General features: G+C 56.4%; 21 protein-coding genes. 11 read left to right on the top strand and 10 right to left on the bottom strand.

Annotation, left to right across the window (positions count from 1 at the left end; genetic code table 11):
- Window positions 1-46 precede the first annotated feature (46 nt).
- Window positions 47-703: an O-methyltransferase gene (locus F3J28_RS07010; RefSeq protein ID WP_166874179.1), complete on the top strand. Its 657-nt coding sequence runs from the start codon at window positions 47-49 to the stop codon at window positions 701-703.
- A gap of 36 nt (window positions 704-739) precedes the next feature.
- Here the strand turns inward: F3J28_RS07010 and F3J28_RS07015 are convergent, their stop codons facing one another.
- Both F3J28_RS07015 and hrpA read right to left on the bottom strand, forming a co-directional pair.
- Window positions 740-1,843 carry a hypothetical protein gene (locus F3J28_RS07015; protein ID WP_166874181.1) on the bottom strand — a complete coding sequence of 368 codons (1,104 nt, stop codon included), beginning with the start codon at window positions 1,841-1,843 and terminating at the stop codon, window positions 740-742.
- 96 nt (window positions 1,844-1,939) lie between these two features.
- Window positions 1,940-5,839: an ATP-dependent RNA helicase HrpA gene (gene hrpA, locus F3J28_RS07020; RefSeq protein WP_166874184.1), complete on the bottom strand. Its 3,900-nt coding sequence runs from the start codon at window positions 5,837-5,839 to the stop codon at window positions 1,940-1,942.
- 213 nt (window positions 5,840-6,052) lie between these two features.
- Here hrpA and azoR point away from each other — a divergent pair, with 213 nt between their 5' ends.
- Complete coding sequence (gene azoR / locus F3J28_RS07025) at window positions 6,053-6,658, top strand: FMN-dependent NADH-azoreductase (RefSeq protein WP_166864322.1); 606 nt, start codon at window positions 6,053-6,055, stop codon at window positions 6,656-6,658.
- A gap of 125 nt (window positions 6,659-6,783) precedes the next feature.
- Here azoR and paaY read toward each other — a convergent pair whose 3' ends face one another.
- From paaY to F3J28_RS07060, 7 genes are all read right to left on the bottom strand, one after another.
- Complete coding sequence (gene paaY, locus F3J28_RS07030; protein WP_166874186.1) at window positions 6,784-7,380, bottom strand: phenylacetic acid degradation protein PaaY; 597 nt, start codon at window positions 7,378-7,380, stop codon at window positions 6,784-6,786.
- A gap of 14 nt (window positions 7,381-7,394) precedes the next feature.
- The gene (gene paaX, locus F3J28_RS07035) at window positions 7,395-8,321 is read right to left on the bottom strand and encodes a phenylacetic acid degradation operon negative regulatory protein PaaX (protein ID WP_166874190.1); all 927 of its coding nucleotides are present in this window, start codon (window positions 8,319-8,321) and stop codon (window positions 7,395-7,397) included.
- A gap of 125 nt (window positions 8,322-8,446) precedes the next feature.
- Window positions 8,447-9,634 carry a glycoside hydrolase family 5 protein gene (locus F3J28_RS07040; protein WP_166874194.1) on the bottom strand — a complete coding sequence of 396 codons (1,188 nt, stop codon included), beginning with the start codon at window positions 9,632-9,634 and terminating at the stop codon, window positions 8,447-8,449.
- An 89-nt stretch (window positions 9,635-9,723) separates the two neighbouring features.
- Window positions 9,724-10,542 carry a DUF2861 family protein gene (locus F3J28_RS07045; RefSeq protein ID WP_166874197.1) on the bottom strand — a complete coding sequence of 273 codons (819 nt, stop codon included), beginning with the start codon at window positions 10,540-10,542 and terminating at the stop codon, window positions 9,724-9,726.
- Window positions 10,539-11,201 carry a response regulator transcription factor gene (locus F3J28_RS07050; RefSeq protein WP_166874200.1) on the bottom strand — a complete coding sequence of 221 codons (663 nt, stop codon included), beginning with the start codon at window positions 11,199-11,201 and terminating at the stop codon, window positions 10,539-10,541. Before F3J28_RS07050 ends, F3J28_RS07045 begins: the two co-directional genes overlap by 4 nt.
- Complete coding sequence (locus tag F3J28_RS07055; protein ID WP_166874203.1) at window positions 11,188-12,606, bottom strand: ATP-binding protein; 1,419 nt, start codon at window positions 12,604-12,606, stop codon at window positions 11,188-11,190. The genes F3J28_RS07050 and F3J28_RS07055 overlap by 14 nt, the downstream gene beginning before the upstream one ends.
- A gap of 113 nt (window positions 12,607-12,719) precedes the next feature.
- Window positions 12,720-13,430, bottom strand: coding sequence for a YnfC family lipoprotein (locus F3J28_RS07060; protein WP_166874206.1), 711 nt, complete (start codon window positions 13,428-13,430; stop codon window positions 12,720-12,722).
- A 106-nt stretch (window positions 13,431-13,536) separates the two neighbouring features.
- Here F3J28_RS07060 and F3J28_RS07065 point away from each other — a divergent pair, with 106 nt between their 5' ends.
- The 9 genes from F3J28_RS07065 (at window position 13,537) to clcB (ending at window position 22,552) form a co-directional block, all read left to right on the top strand.
- Window positions 13,537-13,809 (top strand): DUF1161 domain-containing protein, encoded by a 273-nt coding sequence (locus F3J28_RS07065; RefSeq protein ID WP_008459230.1) that lies wholly within the window; start codon window positions 13,537-13,539, stop codon window positions 13,807-13,809.
- 206 nt (window positions 13,810-14,015) lie between these two features.
- Window positions 14,016-16,457 (top strand): selenate/tellurate reductase subunit YnfE, encoded by a 2,442-nt coding sequence (gene ynfE / locus F3J28_RS07070; protein ID WP_166874209.1) that lies wholly within the window; start codon window positions 14,016-14,018, stop codon window positions 16,455-16,457.
- 90 nt (window positions 16,458-16,547) lie between these two features.
- Window positions 16,548-17,174: a Tat proofreading chaperone DmsD gene (gene dmsD / locus F3J28_RS07075; protein WP_166874212.1), complete on the top strand. Its 627-nt coding sequence runs from the start codon at window positions 16,548-16,550 to the stop codon at window positions 17,172-17,174.
- Window positions 17,175-17,486: 312 nt separating this feature from the next.
- Window positions 17,487-18,203: an osmoprotectant ABC transporter permease OsmY gene (gene osmY, locus F3J28_RS07080; protein WP_008459233.1), complete on the top strand. Its 717-nt coding sequence runs from the start codon at window positions 17,487-17,489 to the stop codon at window positions 18,201-18,203.
- A gap of 18 nt (window positions 18,204-18,221) precedes the next feature.
- The gene (locus tag F3J28_RS07085) at window positions 18,222-19,127 is read left to right on the top strand and encodes a glycine betaine ABC transporter substrate-binding protein (RefSeq protein WP_166874215.1); all 906 of its coding nucleotides are present in this window, start codon (window positions 18,222-18,224) and stop codon (window positions 19,125-19,127) included.
- 9 nt (window positions 19,128-19,136) lie between these two features.
- The gene (osmW, locus tag F3J28_RS07090) at window positions 19,137-19,775 is read left to right on the top strand and encodes an osmoprotectant ABC transporter permease OsmW (RefSeq protein WP_008459235.1); all 639 of its coding nucleotides are present in this window, start codon (window positions 19,137-19,139) and stop codon (window positions 19,773-19,775) included.
- A gap of 11 nt (window positions 19,776-19,786) precedes the next feature.
- Complete coding sequence (locus F3J28_RS07095) at window positions 19,787-19,984, top strand: hypothetical protein (protein ID WP_166874218.1); 198 nt, start codon at window positions 19,787-19,789, stop codon at window positions 19,982-19,984.
- 33 nt (window positions 19,985-20,017) lie between these two features.
- Window positions 20,018-21,163 carry an osmoprotectant ABC transporter ATP-binding protein OsmV gene (osmV, locus tag F3J28_RS07100; RefSeq protein ID WP_166874221.1) on the top strand — a complete coding sequence of 382 codons (1,146 nt, stop codon included), beginning with the start codon at window positions 20,018-20,020 and terminating at the stop codon, window positions 21,161-21,163.
- A gap of 96 nt (window positions 21,164-21,259) precedes the next feature.
- Complete coding sequence (gene clcB / locus F3J28_RS07105; RefSeq protein ID WP_166874225.1) at window positions 21,260-22,552, top strand: voltage-gated ClC-type chloride channel ClcB; 1,293 nt, start codon at window positions 21,260-21,262, stop codon at window positions 22,550-22,552.
- Here clcB and bioD read toward each other — a convergent pair.
- Complete coding sequence (bioD, locus tag F3J28_RS07110) at window positions 22,505-23,200, bottom strand: dethiobiotin synthase (protein ID WP_008459243.1); 696 nt, start codon at window positions 23,198-23,200, stop codon at window positions 22,505-22,507. The genes clcB and bioD overlap by 48 nt on opposite strands.
- Between the last annotated feature and the right edge of the window lie 32 nt (window positions 23,201-23,232).

The raw sequence follows: 23,232 nt of genomic DNA on the forward strand, positions 1-23,232 counted from the left end.
ACGCAAAGCGAGAGGGAAAACGTTATCTCTAAATATGGAGTAAGCGATGCAGAAAAAATGGTCCGATGTTGATGAGTACCTCGTTCATTCCCTGATCCCTTCCGATGCTGTTTTCCAGCAAATTCTGGCCAATAATCATGCCGCCGGGCTGCCCGCCCACGATGTGGCCCCGAACCAGGGGAAATTCCTGCAATTGCTGGTGGAGATTACCGGCGCGAGAAAGATTCTGGAAATTGGGACGCTCGGGGCGTACAGCTCCGTCTGGATGGCAAGAGCATTGCCCGCTGACGGCAAGCTCGTCACCCTTGAAGCTGACCCTCGTCACGCCGCAGTTGCGCAAAGGAACATTCAGCTTGCCGGGCTGGAAAAACAGATTGACCTGCATGTTGGCCCAGCGGCAGAAACGCTGGCCGGTTTAGGCCACTACGCACCGTTCGATGTGATTTTTATTGATGCCGATAAGCCGAACAACCCGGTTTATCTTGAGTGGGCATTAAAATATTCGCGTCCCGGGACGTTAATCATCGGTGATAACGTGGTCCGTGACGGCGAGGTTGCCAACCCTGAGAGCATTGATGACCGCGTTCAGGGCGTGCGAACCTTTATCGAACTGATGGGCAACAACCCAAATCTCTCTGCCACTGCGCTACAGACGGTAGGCAGTAAAGGCTGGGACGGTTTTACGCTGGCAAGGGTTAATTAGTCAAAACGGGTAAATGTGTTACCCGCTTAGCCAATGTTAAAAAGCACCGCTATTATGGCCGGTCTCTCTAACCCATTTACGGATATTAATCTTTCCGTCAATCTCACCATTGGAGCCGCTAAGCCATTCCTGGTCGGAGATATTTTTATCTCTGGCCATCGCCCCCCAAATCCGAATAGCCGTCGTTACGGGCCGAATACAATCCGCTACGGCAGCGGCCGAAGATGCATATGTCCCATACTTCTGGCACTTATCAGCCTCCACCTCAAGGCTATTAACCAATGTTTGCGGATTAAAATAATCGGGCAGCACTCGGCCATTAACCGTGTAGATATAATCCACCCCCATGGTCACCGTCTTCTTACCGTTATTAATGTCGACGCTGTGAGAATAATTAACATTGCGGCGAACGAAATTAAGACGCCTGAGTTCAGCATTAACCTGATTGACAGCACTCCCCGTCAAATCAACGATTTCATAATTTATCCTGCCTTCAGGAGAGCTTTTAGCGAATGCCTGTTTGGTTTCCTGCAGAAGTTTTTTATTTTCCTCAGCAACAATAGCCTCCAGCTGTTGATAGCGTCGACGGAACTCAAATTGCTTTGCCGTAAAAGCAGCCAGTCCCCTATCGAAGGTTGCTTTATCAACATTCGCTAACCCCATAGTGTCGCGGTCTTGTTCATACTCAGAGTAAATATCAGGATTTGCCCCAAGATTTCTGGCCGCAGTGCTCGCCGCCAGCTCGGTGAGAAACAATTCAGACTGGCCGCGCGGTGCCTTAACTTCATTGTCAGGGCGGCGATATCCTTTATAAAAGAAATAGACGGTCATGACTTTCTGAGGATCCTGATTCATGCTGTCCAGAATAGTCATATCTTTGCAAGGAGGGGCTCCGGACCAGGAAAAATAAGATCCCTCGCCAATGGATGCTCTGTCGCAATCGTGGACGAGGTCATTCCTGAGCGCATACCATGTTACGCGATCGAAAGTATAAGGCGGGGGTGCATTCAGCTGCTGCTTCTCTGCATACCTGACCAGTACACCGTGGGTTAAATCAATAGCGGGCATAACATAACCACATCCAGAGGTAATAAAAATACTGCCTATAATTAACGCTTTCTGAACACGACTAATATCCATCTGAGCAACATCCTAAGCTGATTTCTTTATTATTTACATTGAGTCGAAAGAACAGACAGACTCATCCATCGAAAATAATGAATGAGTCAGTATTATCTATAAAACTACCTGCTCCATGGCCTGCAAAATACGCTTATCGGAAATCGGGTACGGGGTCCCAAGTTGTTGAGCAAAATAACTGACGCGCAGCTCCTCGATCATCCAGCGGACCTCCTGCACCTCTTCGTTTTCGCGGCTGGCCGGCGGCAGCTTGTTCAGCCACTGCTGCCAGGCCTGTTGCACGCTTTCCACCTTGAGCATCTGCGCGCGATCGCGGTGCGGATCGATAGCCATTTTTTCCAGCCGTTTTTCGATTGCCTGCAGGTAACGCAGCGTGTCACCGAGGCGTTTATAGCCGTTGCCGGTGACAAAACCTCGGTAAACCAGGCCGCTCATCTGCGTCTTAACATCCGACAGGCCAAGCGCCATGGTCATGTCCACACGCCCTTTCAGCCGTTTGTTGATGTTAAAGACCGCGGTGAGGATCTGCTCCACCTGTTTGGCAATCTCAACCACCGTATCGTTCAGCCCGGCGCGCACTTTCTCGTGCAGCGCGGCAAAGCCTTCTTCACTCCAGACCGGCCCACCGTTTTGCGCAATCAGCTTATCAATGCCGCAGGAAATGCAGTCGTCGATAAGCTCCAGCACCTTGCCGTACGGGTTAAAATAAAGACCCAGCTTGGCTTTGTTCGGCAGCTTTTCGTGCAGATATTTCACCGGCGACGGGATGTTCAGCAACAGCAGACGGCGCAGCCCGCGCCACATCGCCTGCTGCTGCTCGAGCGGGTTATCAAACAGCTTAATCGCCACGCTCTCTTTTTCATCCACCAGCGCCGGGAAGGCTTTCATCCGGTAATTGCCGCGTTTCTGCTCATAGCTTTCCGGCAGCGAGCCGAAGCTCCAGATGTGCAGCCCGCTCTGCTCGATGCCGTCATCCGCCACGGCGGAAAGCGTCTGCTGCACTTTATCCTTCAGGCCACCTTTCAGTTCGCTGAGGTTTTTGCCCTCTTTGAGCTTCTTGTTGTGCTCGTCCACCACGCGGAAGGTCATTTTTAGGTGATCGGGCACCTGATCCCAGTGCCAGTCTTCCCGGTCTATGGTGACGCCCGCCATGCGGCGGAATTCGCGCTCCAGGCTGTCCAGCAGCGGCAGTTCCAGCGGCGTAGCCCGGCCTAAAAACGCCTCCGCGTAGTTCGGGGCCGGCACAAAATTGCGGCGCACCGGCTTCGGCAGCGATTTGATCAGGGCAATAATCAGCTCGCGGCGCACGCCAGGGATTTGCCACTCAAAACCAGACTCTTCAACCTGGTTCAGCAGCGGCAGCGGGATATGCACCGTCACGCCGTCGGCGTCCGCACCTGGCTCAAACTGGTAAGTCAGCCGCAGCTTGAGGTTGCCCTGATGCCAGAAGTTCGGATAGTCCAGCTTGCTGACCTGCTCCGCGCCTTCCCTGATCAGCATATTTTTTTCAAAGTTCAGCAGATCCGGCGTTTCGCGGCTGATCTTTTTCCACCAGCTGTCGAAGTGGCGTGCGGAAATTACATCATGGGCGATGCGCTGGTCATAAAACTCAAACAGCGTTTCGTCATCCACCAGGATGTCGCGGCGACGGGATTTATGCTCCAGATCTTCGATTTCCGCCCGCAGCTTGAGGTTATCGCGGAAGAACGCGTGACGGGTTTGCCAGTCGCCCTCAACCAGAGCATGACGAATAAACAGCTCGCGGCACAGCGCCGGATCGATATCGCTGTAATTCACTTTCCGCGCCGCCACAATCGGCAGGCCATACAGAGTTACTTTTTCCTGCGCCATTACCGCGCCCTGGGCTTTCTCCCAGTGCGGTTCGCTGTAGGAGCGCTTAATCAGATGCTGTGCCAGCGGCTCAATCCACTCCGGGTCTATCCGGGCGGCAATGCGCCCCCACAGGCGGCTGGTTTCCACCAGCTCGGCGACCATCGTCCACTTCGGCGGTTTTTTAAATAAGCCCGAGCCTGGGAAGATGGAAAATCTGGCGTTGCGCGCCCCGGTGTATTCCTGCTTTTCCGTGTCCTTTTGCCCGATGTGGGACAGCAGCCCCGTCAGCAGCGCCGAGTGCACCGAGCGGAAGTCCCCCGGCTCGCTGTTTACCGGCAGGCCAAGCTCTTTCACCACCTGGCGCAGCTGGGTGTAAATATCCTGCCATTCGCGGACGCGCAGGTAGTTGAGGAAGTCCAGCTTGCACTGGCGGCGGAACTGGTTCGAAGAGAGCGATTTTTGCTGCTCGCCGAGGTAATTCCACAGATTCACGTAGGCCAGGAAGTCAGACTCTTTGTCGTGGAAGCGGCGATGTTTCTCGTCAGATGCCTGCTGTTTATCCATCGGCCGCTCGCGCGGATCCTGAATCGACAACGCGGAGGTAATGATCATCACCTCACGCACGCAGCCAAATTTCTGCGCTTCCAGCACCATTTTAGCGAGGCGCGGATCGACAGGCAGCTGCGAAAGCTGGCGGCCAGAGGCCGTCAGTTTGTAAACGCTATGGTCTTCATCGCTGGTAATGGCGCCCAGTTCTTCAAGCAGCCGCACGCCGTCCTGAATGTTGCGCTTGTCCGGCGCCTCTACGAACGGAAACGCCTGAATATCCCCCAGGCCCAGCGCCGTCATTTGCAGAATGACCGACGCCAGGTTGGTGCGCAGAATTTCCGGGTCGGTAAATTCCGGGCGCGACAGGAAATCATCTTCGGAATAAAGACGTATACAGATCCCTTCCGATACGCGGCCGCAGCGGCCTTTACGCTGGTTGGCCGAAGCCTGAGACACTGGCTCAATCGGCAGGCGCTGAACCTTAGTGCGGTAGCTGTAGCGGCTAATACGTGCCGTACCTGGGTCGATAACGTATTTAATCCCCGGCACCGTCAGCGAGGTTTCCGCGACGTTGGTCGCCAGCACAATGCGCCGCCCGACGTGCGCCTGGAAAACGCGGTTCTGCTCGCTGTTGGACAGACGTGCATAGAGCGGCAGAATTTCCGTATGCGGCAGGTTGAGCTTAGTTAGCGCATCAGCGGTGTCGCGAATTTCACGCTCGCCGCTCATAAAGATCAGGATATCGCCCGAACTTTCGTGGCCCAGCTCATCCACAGCGTCGAAAATCGCCTGCAGCTGATCGCGATCGACATCGTCATTGTCTTCCACCATCGGGCGATAGCGCACTTCCACCGGGTAAGTGCGGCCTGACACTTCGATAATTGGCGCGTTATTGAAGTGGCGCGAGAAACGCTCCGGATCGATAGTCGCCGAGGTAATAATGATTTTAAGATCGGGGCGCTTCGGCAGCAGTTCACGCAGGTAACCCAGCAGGAAGTCGATATTCAGGCTGCGTTCGTGCGCTTCATCGATGATGATGGTGTCGTACTGCATCAGCAGCCTGTCCTGCTGAATTTCCGCCAGCAGGATCCCGTCCGTCATCAATTTGACCATCGTGTTGTCGCCGACGTGGTCGGAGAAACGCACTTTATAACCTACGCAACCGCCGGGTTCGGTTTGCAGCTCTTCCGCAATACGGTTAGCCACGGTACGTGCCGCCAGACGGCGAGGCTGAGTGTGGCCGATCAGCCCTTTAACACCGCGCCCCAGCTCCATACAAATTTTTGGCAGCTGAGTGGTTTTGCCGGAGCCAGTTTCACCCGCCACGATCACCACCTGGTGGTCGCGCACGGCGTTCAGAATGTCCTGTTTCTTCTGGCTGACCGGAAGGTTTTCAGGGTAGGTAATCGCCGGGCGCGCGGCTTCACGCAGCTGTACTTTGCCCGCTGCGGCGTCAATTTCTGCGGCCAGCGTGTCGAATAAGGCCTGCTGAGCGTCAGCATTTTTAATTTTCTTCGCGCCGTGCAGGCGGCGAGAAAAGCGTTGTCTGTCGCGGAGCATCAGCCCGTCAAGACGGGCGAACAAAGAGGACAGCGAGGGTTTTGTCATTTCCATTTTATCTATCGTTATTTCGCTACCGGGCACAACCGGATAAGTCACGGCGTCAATTTCCGCTATTTTACCACACCCCGATTTCCAGCGCCTTGTTCAATAAATTCGAATATAGGGTTCGATATATTGCGCTATCTCTGTCATCGGATTGTGAATACAGTAAGTCCTAACGAACGGGCACACTGTCCGACTGACCAAACACTAAGGAATCACCCCATGAGCAAAGTATTAGTTCTGAAATCCAGCATCCTGGCAGGTTACTCTCAGTCCAACCAGCTGTCCGACTATTTTGTTGAACAATGGCGTGAAAAACACAGCGCTGACGAAATCACCGTTCGTGACCTGGCAGCAAACCCAATTCCAGTGCTGGATGGTGAACTGGTCGGTGCTCTGCGCCCTTCCGATGCCGCGCTGACCCCACGTCAGCAGGAAGCTCTGGCGCTGTCTGATGAGCTGATTGCCGAACTGAAAGCGCACGACGTGATTGTCTTCAACGCGCCAATGTATAACTTCAACATCCCTACCCAGCTGAAAAACTATTTCGACCTGGTGGCTCGCGCTGGCGTAACCTTCCGCTACACCGAGAAAGGCCCTGAAGGCCTGGTAACCGGTAAACGTGCTCTGGTTGTGACCAGCCGCGGCGGGATCCATAAAGACACCCCAACCGATCTGCTGGTGCCTTACCTGAACGTGTTCCTGGGCTTCATCGGGATCACCGACGTGAATTACGTGTTTGCTGAAGGCTTTGGCTATGGCCCGGAAGTAGCGGCTAAAGCACAGACTGACGCGAAAGCGGCTATCGACAGCATCGTTACGGCGTAAGATTTGCTCTCTGGGTGACTGCCCCTCACCCTTGCCCTCTCCCTACAAGGGAGAGGGGATAAACACTATTCTCCAAACCTGTTTTCTCCCTCGCCCCTTTGGGGAGAGGGCCGGGGTGAGGGGAATTAACAGCTATTCTTAGGCTGATGCAAATCCTCAAACACCAGACGCTTCCGCCCCGCCTCAACCTCCCGCAGCGGCTCCACCTGATGCATCGTTTGCTGGCAGCGAATAACTAAATCCTGGTACTCCTTCGTGCCCTGTTTCTTCCAGGCCAGCTCTTCAGGCCGTAATTCACGTATCGCTTTCGCCGGGCTGCCGATAATCATCGTATTCGCCGGAAATTCCGCCTTGCCTTTAACAAAAGCCGCTGCGCCGACAATCGAATTCTCACCAATTTGTGCCCCATCCAGAATCACCGCGTTCATGCCCACCAGCGCATTTTTGCCAATGCGGCAGCCGTGCAGGATGGCGCCGTGCCCGATGTGGCCATCCTGTTCAACAACGGTGTCCTGTTCAGGAAAACCGTGCATCACGCAGTTGTCCTGCACATTCGCCCCGTCTTCGACGATAATCCGCCCAAAATCCCCGCGCAGGCTGGCATTCGGGCCAATGTAAACGCGGTGCCCGAGAATAACGTCGCCGATCAGCACCGCCGTCGGGTGAACATAGCTGTCTTCCGGGACGACAGGCGTCAGGCCATCAATCTGATAAATGGACATACGGGCTCCTTATTTTAGGGGGTGAGTCCACCGAATCGCTTCTGGTAACCGCTCACCGGGGCGGGCAAGTCGCCCACCGAGGTTTCGCCCAGCTCGCTGACATAGGTAAGCGCCCCGGCGGCGACGCGCTGATAGATATTGATGCACAGCTGGCGGGCGTTCTGCCCCAGCCAGTGCGGCGGCAGCAGTTCATCCGGCAACAGCGGATCTTTCAGCACGACACGGCGGTAGAAGTGGATCAGCAGCAGCTGAATGTGAAAACAGCGCTGCGGCGTTAGCTCATCGTTTCCCGCCTCACGCAGCAGCGGTAAAAGCGGGCGAAAAGAGTTGATAAATTCAGCGTAACGTTCGTTTTTGTCGGTCAGCAACCAGCACTCTTCCACGCGGGATCTCAGCGCTGCGCGGGACGTTTGCAGCGGAGATTCAGCCTCAAAACAGATGACCTGCTCAGCCACGCCCGCCTCATGCAGCAGGCTTTGGATATCCGCGAGGTTTTGCGAGGGCGAAGCCATCAGGTTCGGCGCGAGCGCCCCAAAACCCTGCCAGATGAGCTGTTTTTTCACCTGTTGCAGCGTGGTTTTTTCCAACCCTTCGGAAAGCAGCAGCAGCCACTTTCCGTCCCAGGCAGGCTGTCCGGCGCGATAAATTTTCGACTCAGCGCGGCGGGTCATTCTCTGGCCCATATCGGTCAGGCGATAAAAACTACGGCGCCCCACTCGCTCCACGTCCAGCCAGCCCTCTTTATTGAGGCGAAAAAGCGACGTGCGCACAAAACGTTCGCCGAATCCCAAAGGCTCCAGCATCGCCGCGAGGCTACCCAGCCAGATTTCGCCGCCTCGATGAGCCAGCGCATCGCCGTACAAAGAGACAATCAGCGACGTGCCGCTGATGGGCACGGCGCTGACGGCCTGCTGAATAAAAGTGTCGAGTTTGCTGCTCATCCTGCCTCATTGCCGCTATGGGAATTTCAGAGAAAAAAATAGCATAATAAAGCGGACGGCCCACATTGAATTAGCGAATATGATTCAAAAAAACTCAAATTCACCGCTATGGCGTAACACATAACTCAATGCACCGGCGGCCCCAGGCGGCGGCTAATAGGCTCAAACTCAGGCGTGGCATGGCGCGGTAAAGTATCCGGCTTATGTTCATCCATTGCCTGCCAGTACGACCAGGGCACTTTCCTTTTTCCCAGCTCATAATCCATGCCGTCCCAGGCATCTTCGCGAAAGCTGTAGAATGCCCAGTGCGCCTGCGTTTTATCCAGCGCGCTGAGGACATCCTCGAGATACTGGCGACACCCGGCCAACTGGCGCATACAGCCAAACTCCCCCGCCACCATACGATTCTGCGCCACCCCTCGCTGCTTAGCCCACCAGAATGGCTGCTGCAGATACCCGGCTACGCGCTCTCCGTTCCATTTTTCCTGTTTACCGCCAAAAGGGACAACGCCGGGATAGACATACGGCTTCAGGCGTTTGAGGTTTGGCGCGCTGGTCGCATCATAGGGTTCGTACATATGAAAACTGTAAAGCACACGATCGTCGCTCAGGGCGGAAGGCCAGTAGCTAAAGCTGTCTGCGGCGGCGTACCAGCCGCTATCCACCATGATGGGCGTCGTCTTATCCACTTCGCGAATCGCGTTGATCACGGTTTGATAGAACTCTGGCAAGTCTCTGGCCGTGCCCTGATGCGCTTTGTACCAGACCTTCATTTCTTCCAGCGAGGCATGTTCCGGCAGGCCACCCCGCTTCTCCGGCGCAGGCTCATTGATCAGGTTGTAGGCGGCAATCGCCGGGTTATCTTTTAGCTGCCCGGCCAGGTCGCGCCAGAACTGCGCGCTTTGCTGCCAGTAACGTTTATCCTGCCACAGCCGGTCGTCAAAGCGGCCATCATTGTTTTGCGCCCAGCGCATACCGGGCAGCGACAGCGGCGTAATCACCACTTTGAGTCCGGCGGAGTGAGCACGCGCCAGCGTCTCTTTGAGGATGCGGAGATCCTGCGTCATCAGCCCCCGATAGTTGTCGGCATTACCCAGCAAAAAATCACGTTGTTCCGGTCGCCATTTGTCCCACGAAAGCCTTACCCAACTGGCACCGTAGCCTTTGAGAGCGGTGAAATAGGCTTGATCGGGCGGCAGACGGTTAAAGCTGTTGCCGCCGTGCTGCGGCGAATTCCAGAAGGCGATGCTGTCCATGGCAAAGGCGGAACCAGAGAGCAGCGCCAGCCCCGCCCAAAGTGCTTTGAGTTTCATGACAAATACCTCAGTAACGAAAGAGGCTGCAGTATTGCCGGTTAGCGGGCGTCGATTGTCAGAGGAATGTCAGGATAGCGCTATAGGCTTTAGTTTTTCATCGTTGCCAGCGGACCGGCGAAGCGGTGTTCGGTTCTTACCGCCACGCTGCCCCGGTTTTCCGCACTGACCACGGCCACCGTGGCCCATACGCTTTCGGCAGGCTTCGCAGGCCAGGGCATCAGCGTCAGCTGGTCGCTTTTTGCCCACCAAATCTGGCTATAGTCGCTGCGATTAAGCAGCGTTTGCTCAAGCCAGGGTTTGGGGCAAGCAGGAGACACCGACGGCGTAGTGAGCGTAATGGCGCGATCGTGAAGCTGGATCTGTGTTAACCCGTCAAGGCCTTGTAACGCCAGAGGCTGCTGCCATTGCTGCCCGCCGCTCGATACGGTCAGCAGATAAACCCCTTCGCTCAGCGGCTGAGTAAATTCTTCGCTTTCGACCCGAAACTCACCTGCCGCTTCATACTGCACCGGCATTGCGGCGAGCGCTTTTTTGCCATCGGGCAGCATCAGGGCAACGTTAATATCCTGGCGGGGGCTCTTTCCACTCAAAGTTATGCGATAAATTCGGTTAAGCGGCATATCACGCTGCATCAACGTGAGCGTTAAGTCGTCCAGCCACTCAGGAACCGCCGGAGTAAGATCTTTGCCGCATTGCCGACTGACCACGGCATTAAGCGCCTCTTTCCAGGCCAGCCGCTGTGCCGCGCTATTCAGCCGCGGCCAGACATCAATCAACTGGCTGTTAGCAAGGTCGCCTCGCTGGTTAAACAGCTGATGATATACGGGCTCCAGCGACGTTTGGGGCAACGTTGCACCGACGCTGAACGAGAAGACGATCGGCAGAGCTGACAGGGGAAGTTTCATTCCGCTAGCTCCAGCCGATAGCCAACCCCGCGCACGCTCGCAATCGGCAGACCCGGCAGTTTTTGCCGTAACTGTAAAACATGCGTATCCACCGTTCTGGTTGACGGAAAGCTTTGATAGCCCCAAACCTGATTGAGCAATTCATCCCGGGTAAACACGCGTCCCGCCATCTGCATCAGCATCGCCAGCAGCGCAAACTCGGTTGCCGTCAGCGCGACCTCTTTTCCCTGCCAGGCAGCAATTTGCCGCGCCGGAAGTAAGCTGAGTTCACCGCAGACCAGCAACCCATCGCCTAAAGGGCGAAGCTGAGCCCGGATGCGGGCCAGAAGTTCAACGTGGGCAAAAGGCTTGCTCAGGTAGTCACGCGCGCCCGCCTCCAGCCCCGCCACCCGCTCTTCAATGCTCACTTTTGCCGTCAGCACGATCGTCGGCAGGGCTTTTTTTGCCAGCCACTGAGGCAAAAGCCGCAGACTGTCGCCTTCGGGAAGCTGGCGGTCCAGAATCGCCAAATCCGCCTGATACCAATGTTCGAGGACATTCGCGCTGTTTCGCAGCCAGCGGCAGCTAAACCCCTCCTGCTGCAAAAATGTCGCCAGCCCTTCGCCCAGCGCGATATCGTCCTCAATTAACAACAAAGTATGCGTTTTAGTCGGGTTCATACGGCAACTCCAGGGTAAACGTGGTTGGCGCGGGGCTGAACGTTAACTTGCCGTGAAGGCGATGAGCAACCCGCTGAACAATGGTCAATCCAAGGCCAAGACTGCTGTTTGACCAGCGTAAGCGGCGGCTGTTCAGCAGCGGATTTTGAGTGATATTTCCGCTATCGCTAACCTGAAAAATAAGGTGCGTTTTACTTTTTTGCACCGTCAAATGAACCGGAGGCTCGCCGTGCCGGAACGCATTATCCAGTAAATTCGTCAGGCACAGGCTGCTCCAGTAGAGCGACACGCCCACGATCATGTTTTCTTCCAGGCAGTACGTCAGCCCGTCGCGATCCACACAAAGGTGATCGAGCCAGTCGCTGAGCCGGACCTGAGTGGGCGTTTCCAGCGCCTCCCGCTGATGCTCCGCTATCAGGTAGTGTTGGCTGGTTTCAGCCATCTGCCGCATCCGTTGCAGCGTGCCGGCCAGAGCCACAAAATTAAGCTGGGCACCTTCCGGCAACTGGTCGAAGTCACGGCGAAAATGTTCGACCACGTTGCTCAGTTGGGCGATGGGCGTACGCAGCTCATGGGTCAGCATTTGCGTAATAAAGCGCTGACGCTCACGCAGTTGCCTCCGCTGCCAGGCCATCCATATCAACCCCGACGCGGTAAACAGCGCCAGCAGGCCAAAAAGCCAGCGCCAGACATCGCGATAACCTTCCCGAGCATTGACGCACAGCGCCCCTGCCCGCATATCGCAGCGCCCCCCGGCATTAACCAGTTCGATATCGGACTGTCGGGCCAGAGGCTGCCAGACCTTTGCCTCATAACGCTGCCATTGCTGCTGGCTGAATCGCCAGAGTTGGCCGTTTTGCAGCAGCCAAAGCTGGCCCCCAAGCAATGCCTCAAGATTGTCATCAGACAGCCTCCCAATGCCCGCCAGGTCGTCAGGTCTTTCCCGCACATGCAGCGAGTTTCTTAGCACCGATGCCGCGCCCGGATGACGCAGGATGTACTGCCAGGCACTGCTCCCCCCAAGCGGATAGAGCGGATTCGCGGCGAACCAGGATGCAGGCGGAATCTTCGGCTGGCATAAGGCGGCAAGAAATGATTTCACCGAGGGTGACAACTCGTCCCCGCTGGCACAGCGCTTGTCCAGGTGGTAAAACGCCGTGAGGTCCGGCAGCGACCAGGCCTGAAACTGAGGATACATGGATTCGGGCTTGAGCAACGTAGCATCAAGCTGCTGAAGGGTTTGCAGCGAGACTTGCGCCGCCGGGGTTGCCTGGCTTAACGCCGCGCTAAACTTAGCTATCTGCTCAGTGAGATCCACGCCGCGTCCTGCTGCTGCGGGCAGCCAGCCGCTGACGCACAGGTAAAATAACGCTAAACGTAAATTGCGCGAGAGACGGTGGACCACGGAGGAGAACCTTAGTCAGTAGAGGATGGCAAGGTTGTAGCGTTGCGCCAGGTGGTTGTCAAAAGATTACGAAGAGAGAAAGTGGCTTCAATCTTCGTAATACCGCGGCATATTCAATAATACTCCACCGTATTTTTAATGGTGTAGCGGTCCACCTTTGGCGGCGTGACGGAATCATCCGTCATTTCCAGATCGCAGGACAGCGAGTTGAAATGGCGGTCATAGTCACAGCTTTGCTTTGCGACCCCGATGATTTTGCCGTTCAGGCTGGTTGTCGCGCTGTAATCCAGCTTTTTCTTTTTATCGACACCTGCTTTCGCCACGATGGCAAGTTCGCTGTCTTTCGATTTGGTGATTTTCCCCAGCGGATAGCCTTCGCTGTCGTACTTATAGGTTATCAGCACATCCTTGCCTTTGGCGGTGCTCACAAAGTCGTTGTCGTCGGTGTCGTAGGTGATGCCCACGGCAGGCAGTTCAGCAAGCTGGCATTTCCCCTGCAGCCGAACGCGTTTTTCAAGGCTGACCGCATCAACATAGTAGTTTGCATCGAGCGTCAACGATGCCCCGCTGTTGTTCTCCAGATCGTGAAATTCCAGCGTGTCGAAGCAGCCTTCTTCCGACAGCGTACCGCTGACCCTTTTCAAAACCTGGCCTTTGTCGTTCATCAGCGTCTGGCTAAAATCCTTTACCGGGCCGCGCATCGGGTCGAAATCAAATTCGTTAGAAAAACTGGCCATTTCCGGCGTGTACGCCTGCGGCGACGTCGAGTTATCGCAGCCTGCAAGGCTCAAAACCAGCGCACCGAGGGTAATGATTTTCTTCACGTTTTGCCGCTCTCCTGTTTTTATGTCATAACATGATATAAGCAAATACAACACTTTACACTAAAAGCGCTATTCTTAACGTTCAACTCAACATAAGGAAGAGATGATGAAACGTACCGTTTGGTTAAGCACGATACTGCTGATCGCTGCCGCACCGGCGTTGGCCGCACAGGGCAGTTGCGAAAAAGTGAAAGCGGATATTCAGCAGAAAATTGTCAATAACGGCGTGCCTGAGTCAGGCTTTTCGCTCACTATCGTACCTAACGATCAGGCAGACAAAGCCGGCGGCCAGGTCGTCGGCCACTGTGCGAACGACACGCAAAAAATCGTTTATACCCGCATCGCGGGCGGTGCTGCGCCGGAAAATGAACCGCAATAATCCCCTGCAGGGTGCCGGGCACCCTGCTTTCCTTCATCTATTTCCCCTCATCCACCGCAACTTTGACTAACGTTAATAACGTCTACTCCTAATTAAGTAACACTCTTCCCCCGAGCGCCCCCTGACGGGCAGCCTCAGCAATCACCGAATCACAAAAAATACAAATAATAACGTCTTCCACACGACAAAAAGTCATGGAGAGAGCGATGTCGAACCTCAATCATCCAGGCGGGATTAGCCGCCGCAGCCTGGTAAAATCATCAGCCATTGGCGGCCTGGCCCTCGCCGCAGGCGGCATTTCGCTGCCTTTTGGTATGCGTAGCGCCGCGGCCGCGGTTGCTGACGCCCTGTCGCCGGAAAATAAAGACAAAGTTGTCTGGGGAGCCTGCTCGGTTAACTGCGGCAGCCGCTGCGCACTGCGGCTGCACGTTCGCGACGAAGAGGTTTACTGGGTTGAAACGGACAATACCGGGCTGGACGCCTATGGCGACCACCAGGTTCGCGCCTGCCTGCGCGGGCGCTCCATCCGCCGCAGGATCAACCACCCGGAACGCCTGAATTATCCGATGAAGCGCGTGGGCAAACGGGGTGAAGGTAAATTTGAACGCATCAGCTGGGACGAAGCGCTGGAGATTGTCAGCCACAGCCTGAAGCAGACCGTTGAAAAATATGGCAACGAAGCGGTCTACATTAATTACTCATCCGGCGTGGTTGGCGGGAATATCACCCGCTCTTCCCCTTACGCCTCGCTGGTCGCCAGGCTGATGAACTGCTACGGCGGTTTTCTGAGCCACTACGGCACCTACAGCACCGCCCAAATTGCCTGCGCCATGCCGTACACCTACGGCAGCAATGACGGCAACAGCACTTCGGATATCGAAAACAGTAAACTGGTCGTCCTGTTCGGCAATAATCCAGCAGAAACGCGTATGAGCGGCGGCGGGATCACTTATTACCTTGAACAGGCTCGCGAACGTTCCAACGCCCGCATGATCGTTATCGACCCGCGCTACACCGACACTGCGGCAGGCCGGGAAGATGAATGGATCCCTATTCGCCCCGGAACGGATGCCGCGCTGGTGGCCGGGCTTGCCCACGTCATGATTAGCGAAAATCTGGTCGATCAGACCTTCCTGGATAAATACTGCGTCGGCTATGACGAGACAACCCTGCCCGCCGATGCCCCGCGCAACGGTCACTACAAAGCCTATATTTTAGGTGAAGGCGATGACGGGACAGAGAAAACGCCGCACTGGGCCTCCCGGATAACCGGTATTCCGGTGGACAGAATCATCAAGCTGGCGCGAGAGATTGCGGGTGCAAAACCCGCTTACATTGCCCAAGGCTGGGGGCCGCAGCGCCAGGCCAATGGCGAGTTGACCTCACGCGCCATCGCCATGCTGCCGATCCTGACCGGCAACGTGGGGATTAACGGTGGCAACAGCGGCGCGCGTGAATCCACCTATACCATCACCATTGAACGTATGCCGGTGCTGGAAAACCCGGTCAAAACGCAGATTTCCTGCTTCAGCTGGACGGACGCCATCACTCGCGGCCCCGAAATGACGGCCAAACGAGACGGCGTGCGCGGGAAAGAGAAGCTGGACGTGCCGATCAAGTTCATCTGGAACTATGCCGGCAACACGATTATTAACCAGCATTCCGACATCAATAAAACCCACGCCATTTTGCAGGACGATAAGCAGTGCGAAATGATTGTGGTGATCGAGAACTTTATGACTTCGTCGGCGAAATACGCCGATATCCTGCTGCCGGACCTGATGACCGTCGAGCAGGAGGACATTATTCCTAACGATTACGCCGGTAATATGGGCTACCTGATTTTCATCCAGCCCGCCACCGCGCCTAAGTTTGAGCGCAAGTCTATCTACTGGATGATGAGCGAAGTGGCTAAACGCCTGGGCGACGAGGTGCATCAGGCCTTCACGGAAGGACGAACCCAGCGCGAGTGGCTGCAATATCTGTACGCGAAAATGCTGGCGAAAGACCCGGCGCTGCCTGCCTATGAAGATCTGCGGGCGATGGGCATTTACAAGCGTAAAGATCCGGCTGGCCATTTTGTGGCTTACAAAAAATTCCGCGAAGATCCTCAGGCCAACCCACTCAAAACGCCGTCCGGGAAAATTGAAATCTACTCCAGCAAGCTCGCCGGAATTGCCGCCAGCTGGGAGCTGGAAAAAGATGAAACCATCAGTCCGCTGCCGGTGTATGCCTCGACGTTTGAAGGCTGGGACTCTCCGCAGCGCAGCGAGTTTCCCCTCCAGCTGTTTGGTTTCCACTACAAATCCAGGACCCACTCAACCTACGGCAACATTGACGTCCTGCAGGCCGCCGCGCGTCAGGAAGTCTGGATTAATCCGCTCGACGCAAAACGTCGCGGCATTGCCAACGGCGACAAAGTCAGCGTGTTTAACGGGCGCGGTGAAGTGCATATTGAGGCGAAGGTCACCCCGCGCATCATGCCAGGCGTTGCCGCTATGGGCCAGGGCGCCTGGCATGACGCCGACATGAACGGCGACCGCATTGACCACGGCGCCTGCATTAATACGCTAACCACGCACCGCCCTTCACCGCTGGCAAAAGGCAACCCGCAGCATACCAATCTGGTTGAAATTAAGAAGATTTAAGCGTGATGGCAAAGGCTTATCGCTTTGCCTGTATTCACCCGGCTCCAGCGACGTATAGCGGAGCCGGGTGCCCGACGAAAAGGAATGAAAATGCTCTCTGAACAACAACGCCTGTCGGCGATAGCCCTTAGCGGCCGGGTGCTCGGAGCCCTGTTTTATCATGCCCCCAACCACCCGGACAGCGCCGCGCTGATGGCGATGCTTGCCGCACCGGACTGGGTGAGCGAATGGCCGTTCCAGACCCCAACGCTTGCGGCAGTTGCGCCTCTCATGACTGCAGGCCTTGCGGATCAGGCCACGCCGATAAACGAAGAGTTCCAGCGCCTGTTCATCGGCCCTTATGCGCTGCCGGCCCCGCCGTGGGGCTCGGTCTATCTCGACAAAGAAAATGTGCTGTTTGGCGACTCGCTGCTTGAGCTTCGCCAGTGGATGCGGACCCAAGGCTTTGCCCCACAGACGGAACAAAACGAGCCTGAAGATCATTTTGGCTTAATGCTGATGCTGGCGGCCTGGCTGGCCGACCAGGGGCAGCGGCAGCCGTTGGATGAGCTGCTGGCCTGGCATCTGCTGCCCTGGGCCGAACGTTATCTGAGCCTGTTTACCGAAAACACAGCGAATGATTTCTATCGTGGCCTGGGCGAGCTGGCAAAACTGACCCTCTCAGGCTGGCAAAACGGCATGTTGATGCCCGTCGCCAGCAAAGAACTGCATTTCTAAGAATCCTGGGCTTTCAGGAAGCCGGGCGCATCCGGTTTCCTGAAAAAACGAGGATTTCTGCACTCCGTAAATGTGACAACGTCACTTTGCATTAACATTTTTAAGACAAATCTTTACTTTTCATCCACAGGCCAGATGCCATAAGGCCTGAGCATCAGTTTATCGACTAAATCATTAGCCTCTTAATTGTCCCTTAAACTGGAATCCTTCCCGCTGCGTTGCTATAGCTCCAGACACCCTGCCGACACATGGCATAACAACAGGCCGCCTCCCCGGCGGCGATAACGCGTGCACACAGGGAGACACACTGCAATGCAAAACGCATCCTTCGCAACACGGTTCTTACTTGGGCTAGTGGCGCTGATTTTAGTGCTTGCTCTGGTGGTTTGGGGCATCGGCCTCGACACACTGAAAGCCCGGCAGGTCGATTTACTCTATCTCGGGCAGCAGCACCTGATTCTGGTGTTCAGCTCAATGGCGCTCGCCCTACTGGTCGGTATCCCCAGCGGAATATTGCTCAGCCGCCCTGCGGCTCGCCGCTGGGCCGAGTACGTCATGCAGATTTTTAATATCGGCAACACGCTGCCGCCGCTGGCGGTGTTAGCCCTGGCGATGGTGATTATCGGCATTGGCGACAAACCGGCGATCGTCGCCCTGTTTCTTGCCTCACTGCTTCCGATTGTCCGTAATACCTATGCCGGGCTTTGCAGCGTTCCTCCGTCACTGATAGAAGCCGCCAATGGGATTGGCATGACCAAATTCCAGCGGCTGCGTCAGGTGGAGATCCCCAACGCCTGGCCGGTGATCCTGTCCGGCGTGCGGATTGCCACCGCCATCAACGTCGGCACCGCCCCGCTGGCCTTTCTTATCGGCGCGAGCAGCTACGGAGAGCTTATTTTTCCGGGGATTTACCTGAACGATTTCCCAACGCTGATACTCGGCGCCGTGGCGACGGCCCTGTTTGCGCTCATCCTCGACTTAGCGCTTGCCAGCCTGGGGCGGGTGCTCAGCCCCCACACCGCCCAATAACAACAATAAGGAGCGTGTATGAAACTGCTTTCACGGATGCTAACGACGGCGTTTGCCGCAGCCTCCCTTATCGCTACTCAGGCCCAGGCCGCACCGCTGATTCTGGCGACCAAAAGCTTTACCGAGCAGCATATTCTGTCGGCCATGACCACGCAGTATCTGGCTAAAAAGGGCTTTCAGGTGACGCCGCAGACCAACATTGCCACCGTAATTTCCCGCAATGCGATGATCAACAAACAGGTAGATATGACCTGGGAGTATACCGGCACCTCGCTGATTATCTTTAACCACATTAATCAGCGAATGACGCCGGAAGAGTCGTACAACACGGTCAAAAAACTGGACGCAAAGCTGGGCCTCGTCTGGCTTAAACCCGCGGAGATGAACAACACTTACGCCTTTGCCATGAAGCGCGAACGGGCAGAAAAAGAAGGCATTACCACAATGTCGCAGCTGGTGGAGCACATCGAACATGTGCGCCAGACCGACCCAAAACATAACTGGATGCTGGGCCTGGATCTGGAGTTTGCCGGGCGCAGCGACGGCCTGAAACCACTGCAGCAGGTTTACAAGATGCCGCTGGACCGACCGCAAATCCGCCAGATGGACCCCGGCCTTGTCTATAATGCCATCCGCGACGGGTTTGTTGATGCCGGTCTGATCTACACCACCGACGGGCGTATGAAGGGCTTTGACCTGAAAGCGCTGGTGGACGATAAGGGCTTCTTCCCAAGTTACGCTGTCACGCCCGTGGTGCGTAAAGACGTGCTGGACTCGCACCCGGGCCTTGAGGCGGCGCTGAACACCCTTTCGTCCGAACTGAACAATGAGGTGATAACAACCCTGAACGCTAAAGTTGATATCGACCATGAAACCCCGCAGCAGGTGGCCCGTGAATTCCTGCAGCAGAAAGGCTTACTCTGAGGAGGTATCATGGAAACGTTACATTATATGATTGATAACGCAGGGTATATTGGCTCCCTCACCCTGCATCACCTGTGGCTGGTGCTGATCGCCGTCGGCCTGGCAATCCTGATTGGCGTGCCGCTGGGCATTCTTATCGTGCGCCATAAATGGCTTGCCACGCCAATACTCGGCTTTGCCACTATTTTGCTCACCATTCCGTCCGTGGCGCTGTTTGGCCTGATGATTCCCCTGTTTTCGCTGATCGGTCAGGGTATTGGCGTAGTCCCTGCGGTGACGGCGGTGTTCCTGTATTCGCTGCTGCCGATTGTCCGCAATACCCACACCGCGCTGGACAGCCTGCCGCCGGGGTTACGTGAGGCCGGGCGAGGCATCGGGATGACGTTTTGGCAGCGCCTGCGCTGGGTGGAAATTCCTATGGCGCTGCCGGTGATTTTTGGCGGAATTCGAACCGCGGTGGTGATGAACATTGGCGTCATGGCCATTGCCGCCGTCATTGGCGCGGGCGGCTTGGGCTTGCTGTTGCTTAACGGTATAGGCGGGAGTGATATCCGCATGCTGATTGCCGGAGCGGTGATGATCTGCCTGTTAGCCATCGTGCTCGACTGGCTGCTGCATCGCCTGCAGCTACATTTCACTAAATGGTAAAAGAGGCCGTTATGCGTTTTATCCCACTCTGCATACTTTCAACGCTGGCGCTGCTGACCGCCTGCTCTTCCCGGCCAGCGCCAGAACCGCCTCAGGACACCCCAGAGTGCATGAATTATCGCCATATGATGACCGCGCCTATGCTGCCGGACGCGGTGCAACGACTTAAGCAGAAGTGTGACGACTCCCGCCGCAAGCTTATGAATTAATGCGCTGAGACCAGCGCCAAAGAGGACCCGATAATGATAAAACTTGAAAACCTCACGCGACAATTTGTACAGAAAAATGGCCAGACTTTTAACGCTGTCGACAACATCAGCCTGAACGTGCCCGAAGGTGAAATGTGCGTGCTGCTCGGCCCATCCGGCTGCGGCAAAACCACCACCCTGAAAATGATCAACCGCCTAATAAAACCCACTGGCGGCAAGATTTTAATCAACGGCCAGGACACCAACGATCTGGATACCGTCACCCTGCGCCGCAACATCGGCTACGTTATCCAGCAAATCGGCCTGTTCCCGAACATGACGATTGAAGAGAACATCACTGTTGTGCCGCGCATGCTGGGCTGGGATAAAGCCCGCTGTAAAGCACGCGCCCAGGAGTTGATGAGCATGGTCGCCCTCGACCCTAACCGCTTCCTCAACCGCTATCCGCGCGAAATGTCGGGCGGCCAGCAGCAGCGTATCGGGGTGATTCGTGCCCTGGCGGCGGATCCGCCGGTGTTGCTGATGGATGAACCTTTTGGCGCGGTTGACCCGATTAACCGCGAAACCATTCAGAACGAGTTTCTGGAGATGCAGCGCCAGTTGAAGAAAACGGTAATGCTGGTCAGCCACGATATCGACGAGGCGCTGAAGCTTGGCGACCGGATTGCCGTCTTCCGCCAGGGTAAAATTGTGCAGTGCGCCAGCCCTGACGAGCTGCTGGCGAAACCGGCCAATGACTTCGTCGGCTCGTTTGTTGGCCAGGACCGCACGCTGAAGCGCCTCCTGTTGGTGCAGGCCGGAGACGTAACCGACCAGCAGCCGACCATTACGGCTCGTGAATCCACGCCGCTGGCGGAAGCTTTCGCCACCATGGATGACAACGACATGCGTTCCATCACCGTCGTTGACGCCGGAGGTAAACCGCTGGGCTTCGTTAAGCGGCGTGAAGCGCGAGGCGCGACGGGCACTTGCACCGACCTCCTTCACCCGTTCCGCGTCACCGGCCGCGCGGAGGAAAACTTGCGCATCGTGCTTTCTAAGCTCTATGAGCACAACATGGTCTGGATGCCGATCACCGATGAAGATGGCCGCTACAGTGGCGAAATTTCGCAGGATTATATTGCCGATTATCTCAGCTCGGGCCGCACCCGTCGGGCGCTGAATATCCAACAAAGTTAATCAATCCTATGCGCTGCTTTGTGGCGGCGCATTTTCCTTTGAGCTTAGCGACGTTCTCCCCCACAATAGCGCCATTCTTTCGCCATCTTATGCGCTATGCACCGAATACAAGCCTTGCCTGACATCAGAGAGATGCTTCGCCGACTGGTGATTGCGGTCTTCATTGGCCTGGCTTCCGCGCTGGTGGTCTGGCTATTTCGGCAGGCCATGTACCTGCTTGAAAACGTCTTCCTCGGCGATCACGGCGGCAGCCTGGTTGCAGCCGCTGCGGCACTCGACCCCTGGCGACGCGTCCTGACGCCTGCCGCAGGTGGCCTGCTGGCCGGGCTTTTGCTGTGGAGCTGGCAACGAGCCACTCGCCAGCGCCCTTCTGCCCCCACCGACTATATGGAAGCCATCGAAACCGGCGATGGTCGTCTGGACGTGCCGTCCAGCCTGGTGAAGTCCGCCGCTTCGCTGATAGTCGTCGCCAGCGGGAGCGCAATAGGGCGCGAAGGGGCGATGATTCTGCTGGCAACGGTTTTTGCTTCGCTGTTTGCCCAGCGCTTTACTCCGGACAAAGAGTGGAAGCTGTGGGTCGCCTGCGGCGCGGCTGCGGGGATGGCGAGCGCCTATCATGCGCCGCTGGCGGGCAGCCTGTTTATTGCGGAAATTCTGTTTGGCTCACTGATGCTTGCCTCGCTGGGGCCGGTGGTGATTGCCGCCGTCAGCGCCCTGCTGATGACGCATTTGCTGAACGGCGGGCAGGCTCCGCTGTATATCGTCACGCTGCTTGATCCCCCTCAGCCTTCGCATTATGGGTTAATGGCGCTGCTCGGCTTAACCGCGGGCGTGCTCGGGCCGCTAATTCTCTGGCTGCTGGCGCGAAGCAGCGCGCTGTTTCGTTCACTTAAGCTGTCGCCGCCGCTGCAGCTGGCGCTCGGCGGGCTGATTGTCGGCCTGCTTTCGCTGGTCACCCCGACGGCATGGGGCAACGGCTACAGCGTGGTGCAGTCGTTTCTTTCCAGCCCGCCTGCGTTGCTGTTTGTCGGTGGTGTGCTGCTGTGCAAACTGCTGGCGGTGATGGCAAGCAGCGGCTCCGGCGCGCCGGGCGGCGTATTTACGCCCACGCTGTTTATGGGGGCGGCGCTGGGCATGCTGTTTGGCCAGGTTTGTGGCCTGTGGGGCGGCGGTGAACCGCTGATGATCCTGCTGGGGCTGACGGGAATGGCGTCTTTGCTGGCGGCCACGACGCACGCGCCGATCATGGCGACGCTGATGATTTGTGAAATGACCGGGGAGTTTACGCTGCTCCCCGGCCTGCTGCTGACCTGCGTGATAGCCTCAACGCTTTCGCGCTGGCTACGCCCGCAGTCGGTCTACCGTCAGAGCGCTACGCAACCGGGTTAGGTCGATATAGGCTCCCAGCTCACGCTGTTCGGCCCGGGGCAGGTACGGCAGTTCACCGACCAGCGGCCCCGGCAGTTTTTTGCTCAACACCTCGATAATTTCCGCGTAGTGCGCAAGGCCTGGGTTGATACGGTTCGCTACCCAACCAATAAACGGCAGCCCGTCGTTGGCAATCGCCTGCGCTGTCAGCAGCGCATGGTTGATGCACCCTTCCTGAATCCCCACCACCAGCAGCACCGGCAGCTGCTCTTGTACCACCCAGTCCGACAGCGGACGAAGATCGTTCATCAGGCTGCGCCAGCCGCCCGTGCCTTCGACGACAACGTGGTCCATTTGGTCGGCCAGCCTTTGCAGGCCGCTTGACAGCAGCGAGTAGTTAATCGGCCCGTGATGGCTGATGCTGCTCTCTTCTTCGCTGAGCGCGATAGGATTGATCGCTTCATAGGGCAGTTTAATCGTGGAGACGCTTTGCAGTACCAGCGCATCTTTATTGCGCAGCCCGTCTGGCGTCTCTTTACTGCCCTTCGCGACCGGCTTGTAGCCAACGACGCTTTTCCCGCTGGCCGACAACGCCTGCAGTAAGGCTCGCGACACCACCGTCTTCCCTACGGCAGTATCCGTACCCGTTATAAAGAAACGCTTAAGCATGGCTGTCTCCCGAGGTAATGCTAGCCAGATAA

Source organism: Enterobacter sp. Ap-1006, assembly GCF_011752835.1.
In the GTDB taxonomy this organism is placed as follows: domain Bacteria; phylum Pseudomonadota; class Gammaproteobacteria; order Enterobacterales; family Enterobacteriaceae; genus Cedecea.

Coding starts and splice junctions, on each gene's coding strand:
- osmV (WP_166874221.1), top strand. CDS start 20,018: ATGATAAAACTTGAAAACCTCACGCGACAATTTGTACAGAAAAATGGC.
- F3J28_RS07045 (WP_166874197.1), bottom strand. CDS start 10,542: ATGAAACTTCCCCTGTCAGCTCTGCCGATCGTCTTCTCGTTCAGCGTC.
- F3J28_RS07015 (WP_166874181.1), bottom strand. CDS start 1,843: ATGGATATTAGTCGTGTTCAGAAAGCGTTAATTATAGGCAGTATTTTT.
- azoR (WP_166864322.1), top strand. CDS start 6,053: ATGAGCAAAGTATTAGTTCTGAAATCCAGCATCCTGGCAGGTTACTCT.
- F3J28_RS07085 (WP_166874215.1), top strand. CDS start 18,222: ATGAAACTGCTTTCACGGATGCTAACGACGGCGTTTGCCGCAGCCTCC.
- F3J28_RS07050 (WP_166874200.1), bottom strand. CDS start 11,201: ATGAACCCGACTAAAACGCATACTTTGTTGTTAATTGAGGACGATATC.
- bioD (WP_008459243.1), bottom strand. CDS start 23,200: ATGCTTAAGCGTTTCTTTATAACGGGTACGGATACTGCCGTAGGGAAG.
- hrpA (WP_166874184.1), bottom strand. CDS start 5,839: ATGGAAATGACAAAACCCTCGCTGTCCTCTTTGTTCGCCCGTCTTGAC.
- osmY (WP_008459233.1), top strand. CDS start 17,487: ATGCAAAACGCATCCTTCGCAACACGGTTCTTACTTGGGCTAGTGGCG.
- osmW (WP_008459235.1), top strand. CDS start 19,137: ATGGAAACGTTACATTATATGATTGATAACGCAGGGTATATTGGCTCC.
- dmsD (WP_166874212.1), top strand. CDS start 16,548: ATGCTCTCTGAACAACAACGCCTGTCGGCGATAGCCCTTAGCGGCCGG.
- ynfE (WP_166874209.1), top strand. CDS start 14,016: ATGTCGAACCTCAATCATCCAGGCGGGATTAGCCGCCGCAGCCTGGTA.
- F3J28_RS07010 (WP_166874179.1), top strand. CDS start 47: ATGCAGAAAAAATGGTCCGATGTTGATGAGTACCTCGTTCATTCCCTG.
- F3J28_RS07040 (WP_166874194.1), bottom strand. CDS start 9,634: ATGAAACTCAAAGCACTTTGGGCGGGGCTGGCGCTGCTCTCTGGTTCC.
- F3J28_RS07095 (WP_166874218.1), top strand. CDS start 19,787: ATGCGTTTTATCCCACTCTGCATACTTTCAACGCTGGCGCTGCTGACC.
- paaX (WP_166874190.1), bottom strand. CDS start 8,321: ATGAGCAGCAAACTCGACACTTTTATTCAGCAGGCCGTCAGCGCCGTG.
- F3J28_RS07065 (WP_008459230.1), top strand. CDS start 13,537: ATGAAACGTACCGTTTGGTTAAGCACGATACTGCTGATCGCTGCCGCA.
- paaY (WP_166874186.1), bottom strand. CDS start 7,380: ATGTCCATTTATCAGATTGATGGCCTGACGCCTGTCGTCCCGGAAGAC.
- clcB (WP_166874225.1), top strand. CDS start 21,260: ATGCACCGAATACAAGCCTTGCCTGACATCAGAGAGATGCTTCGCCGA.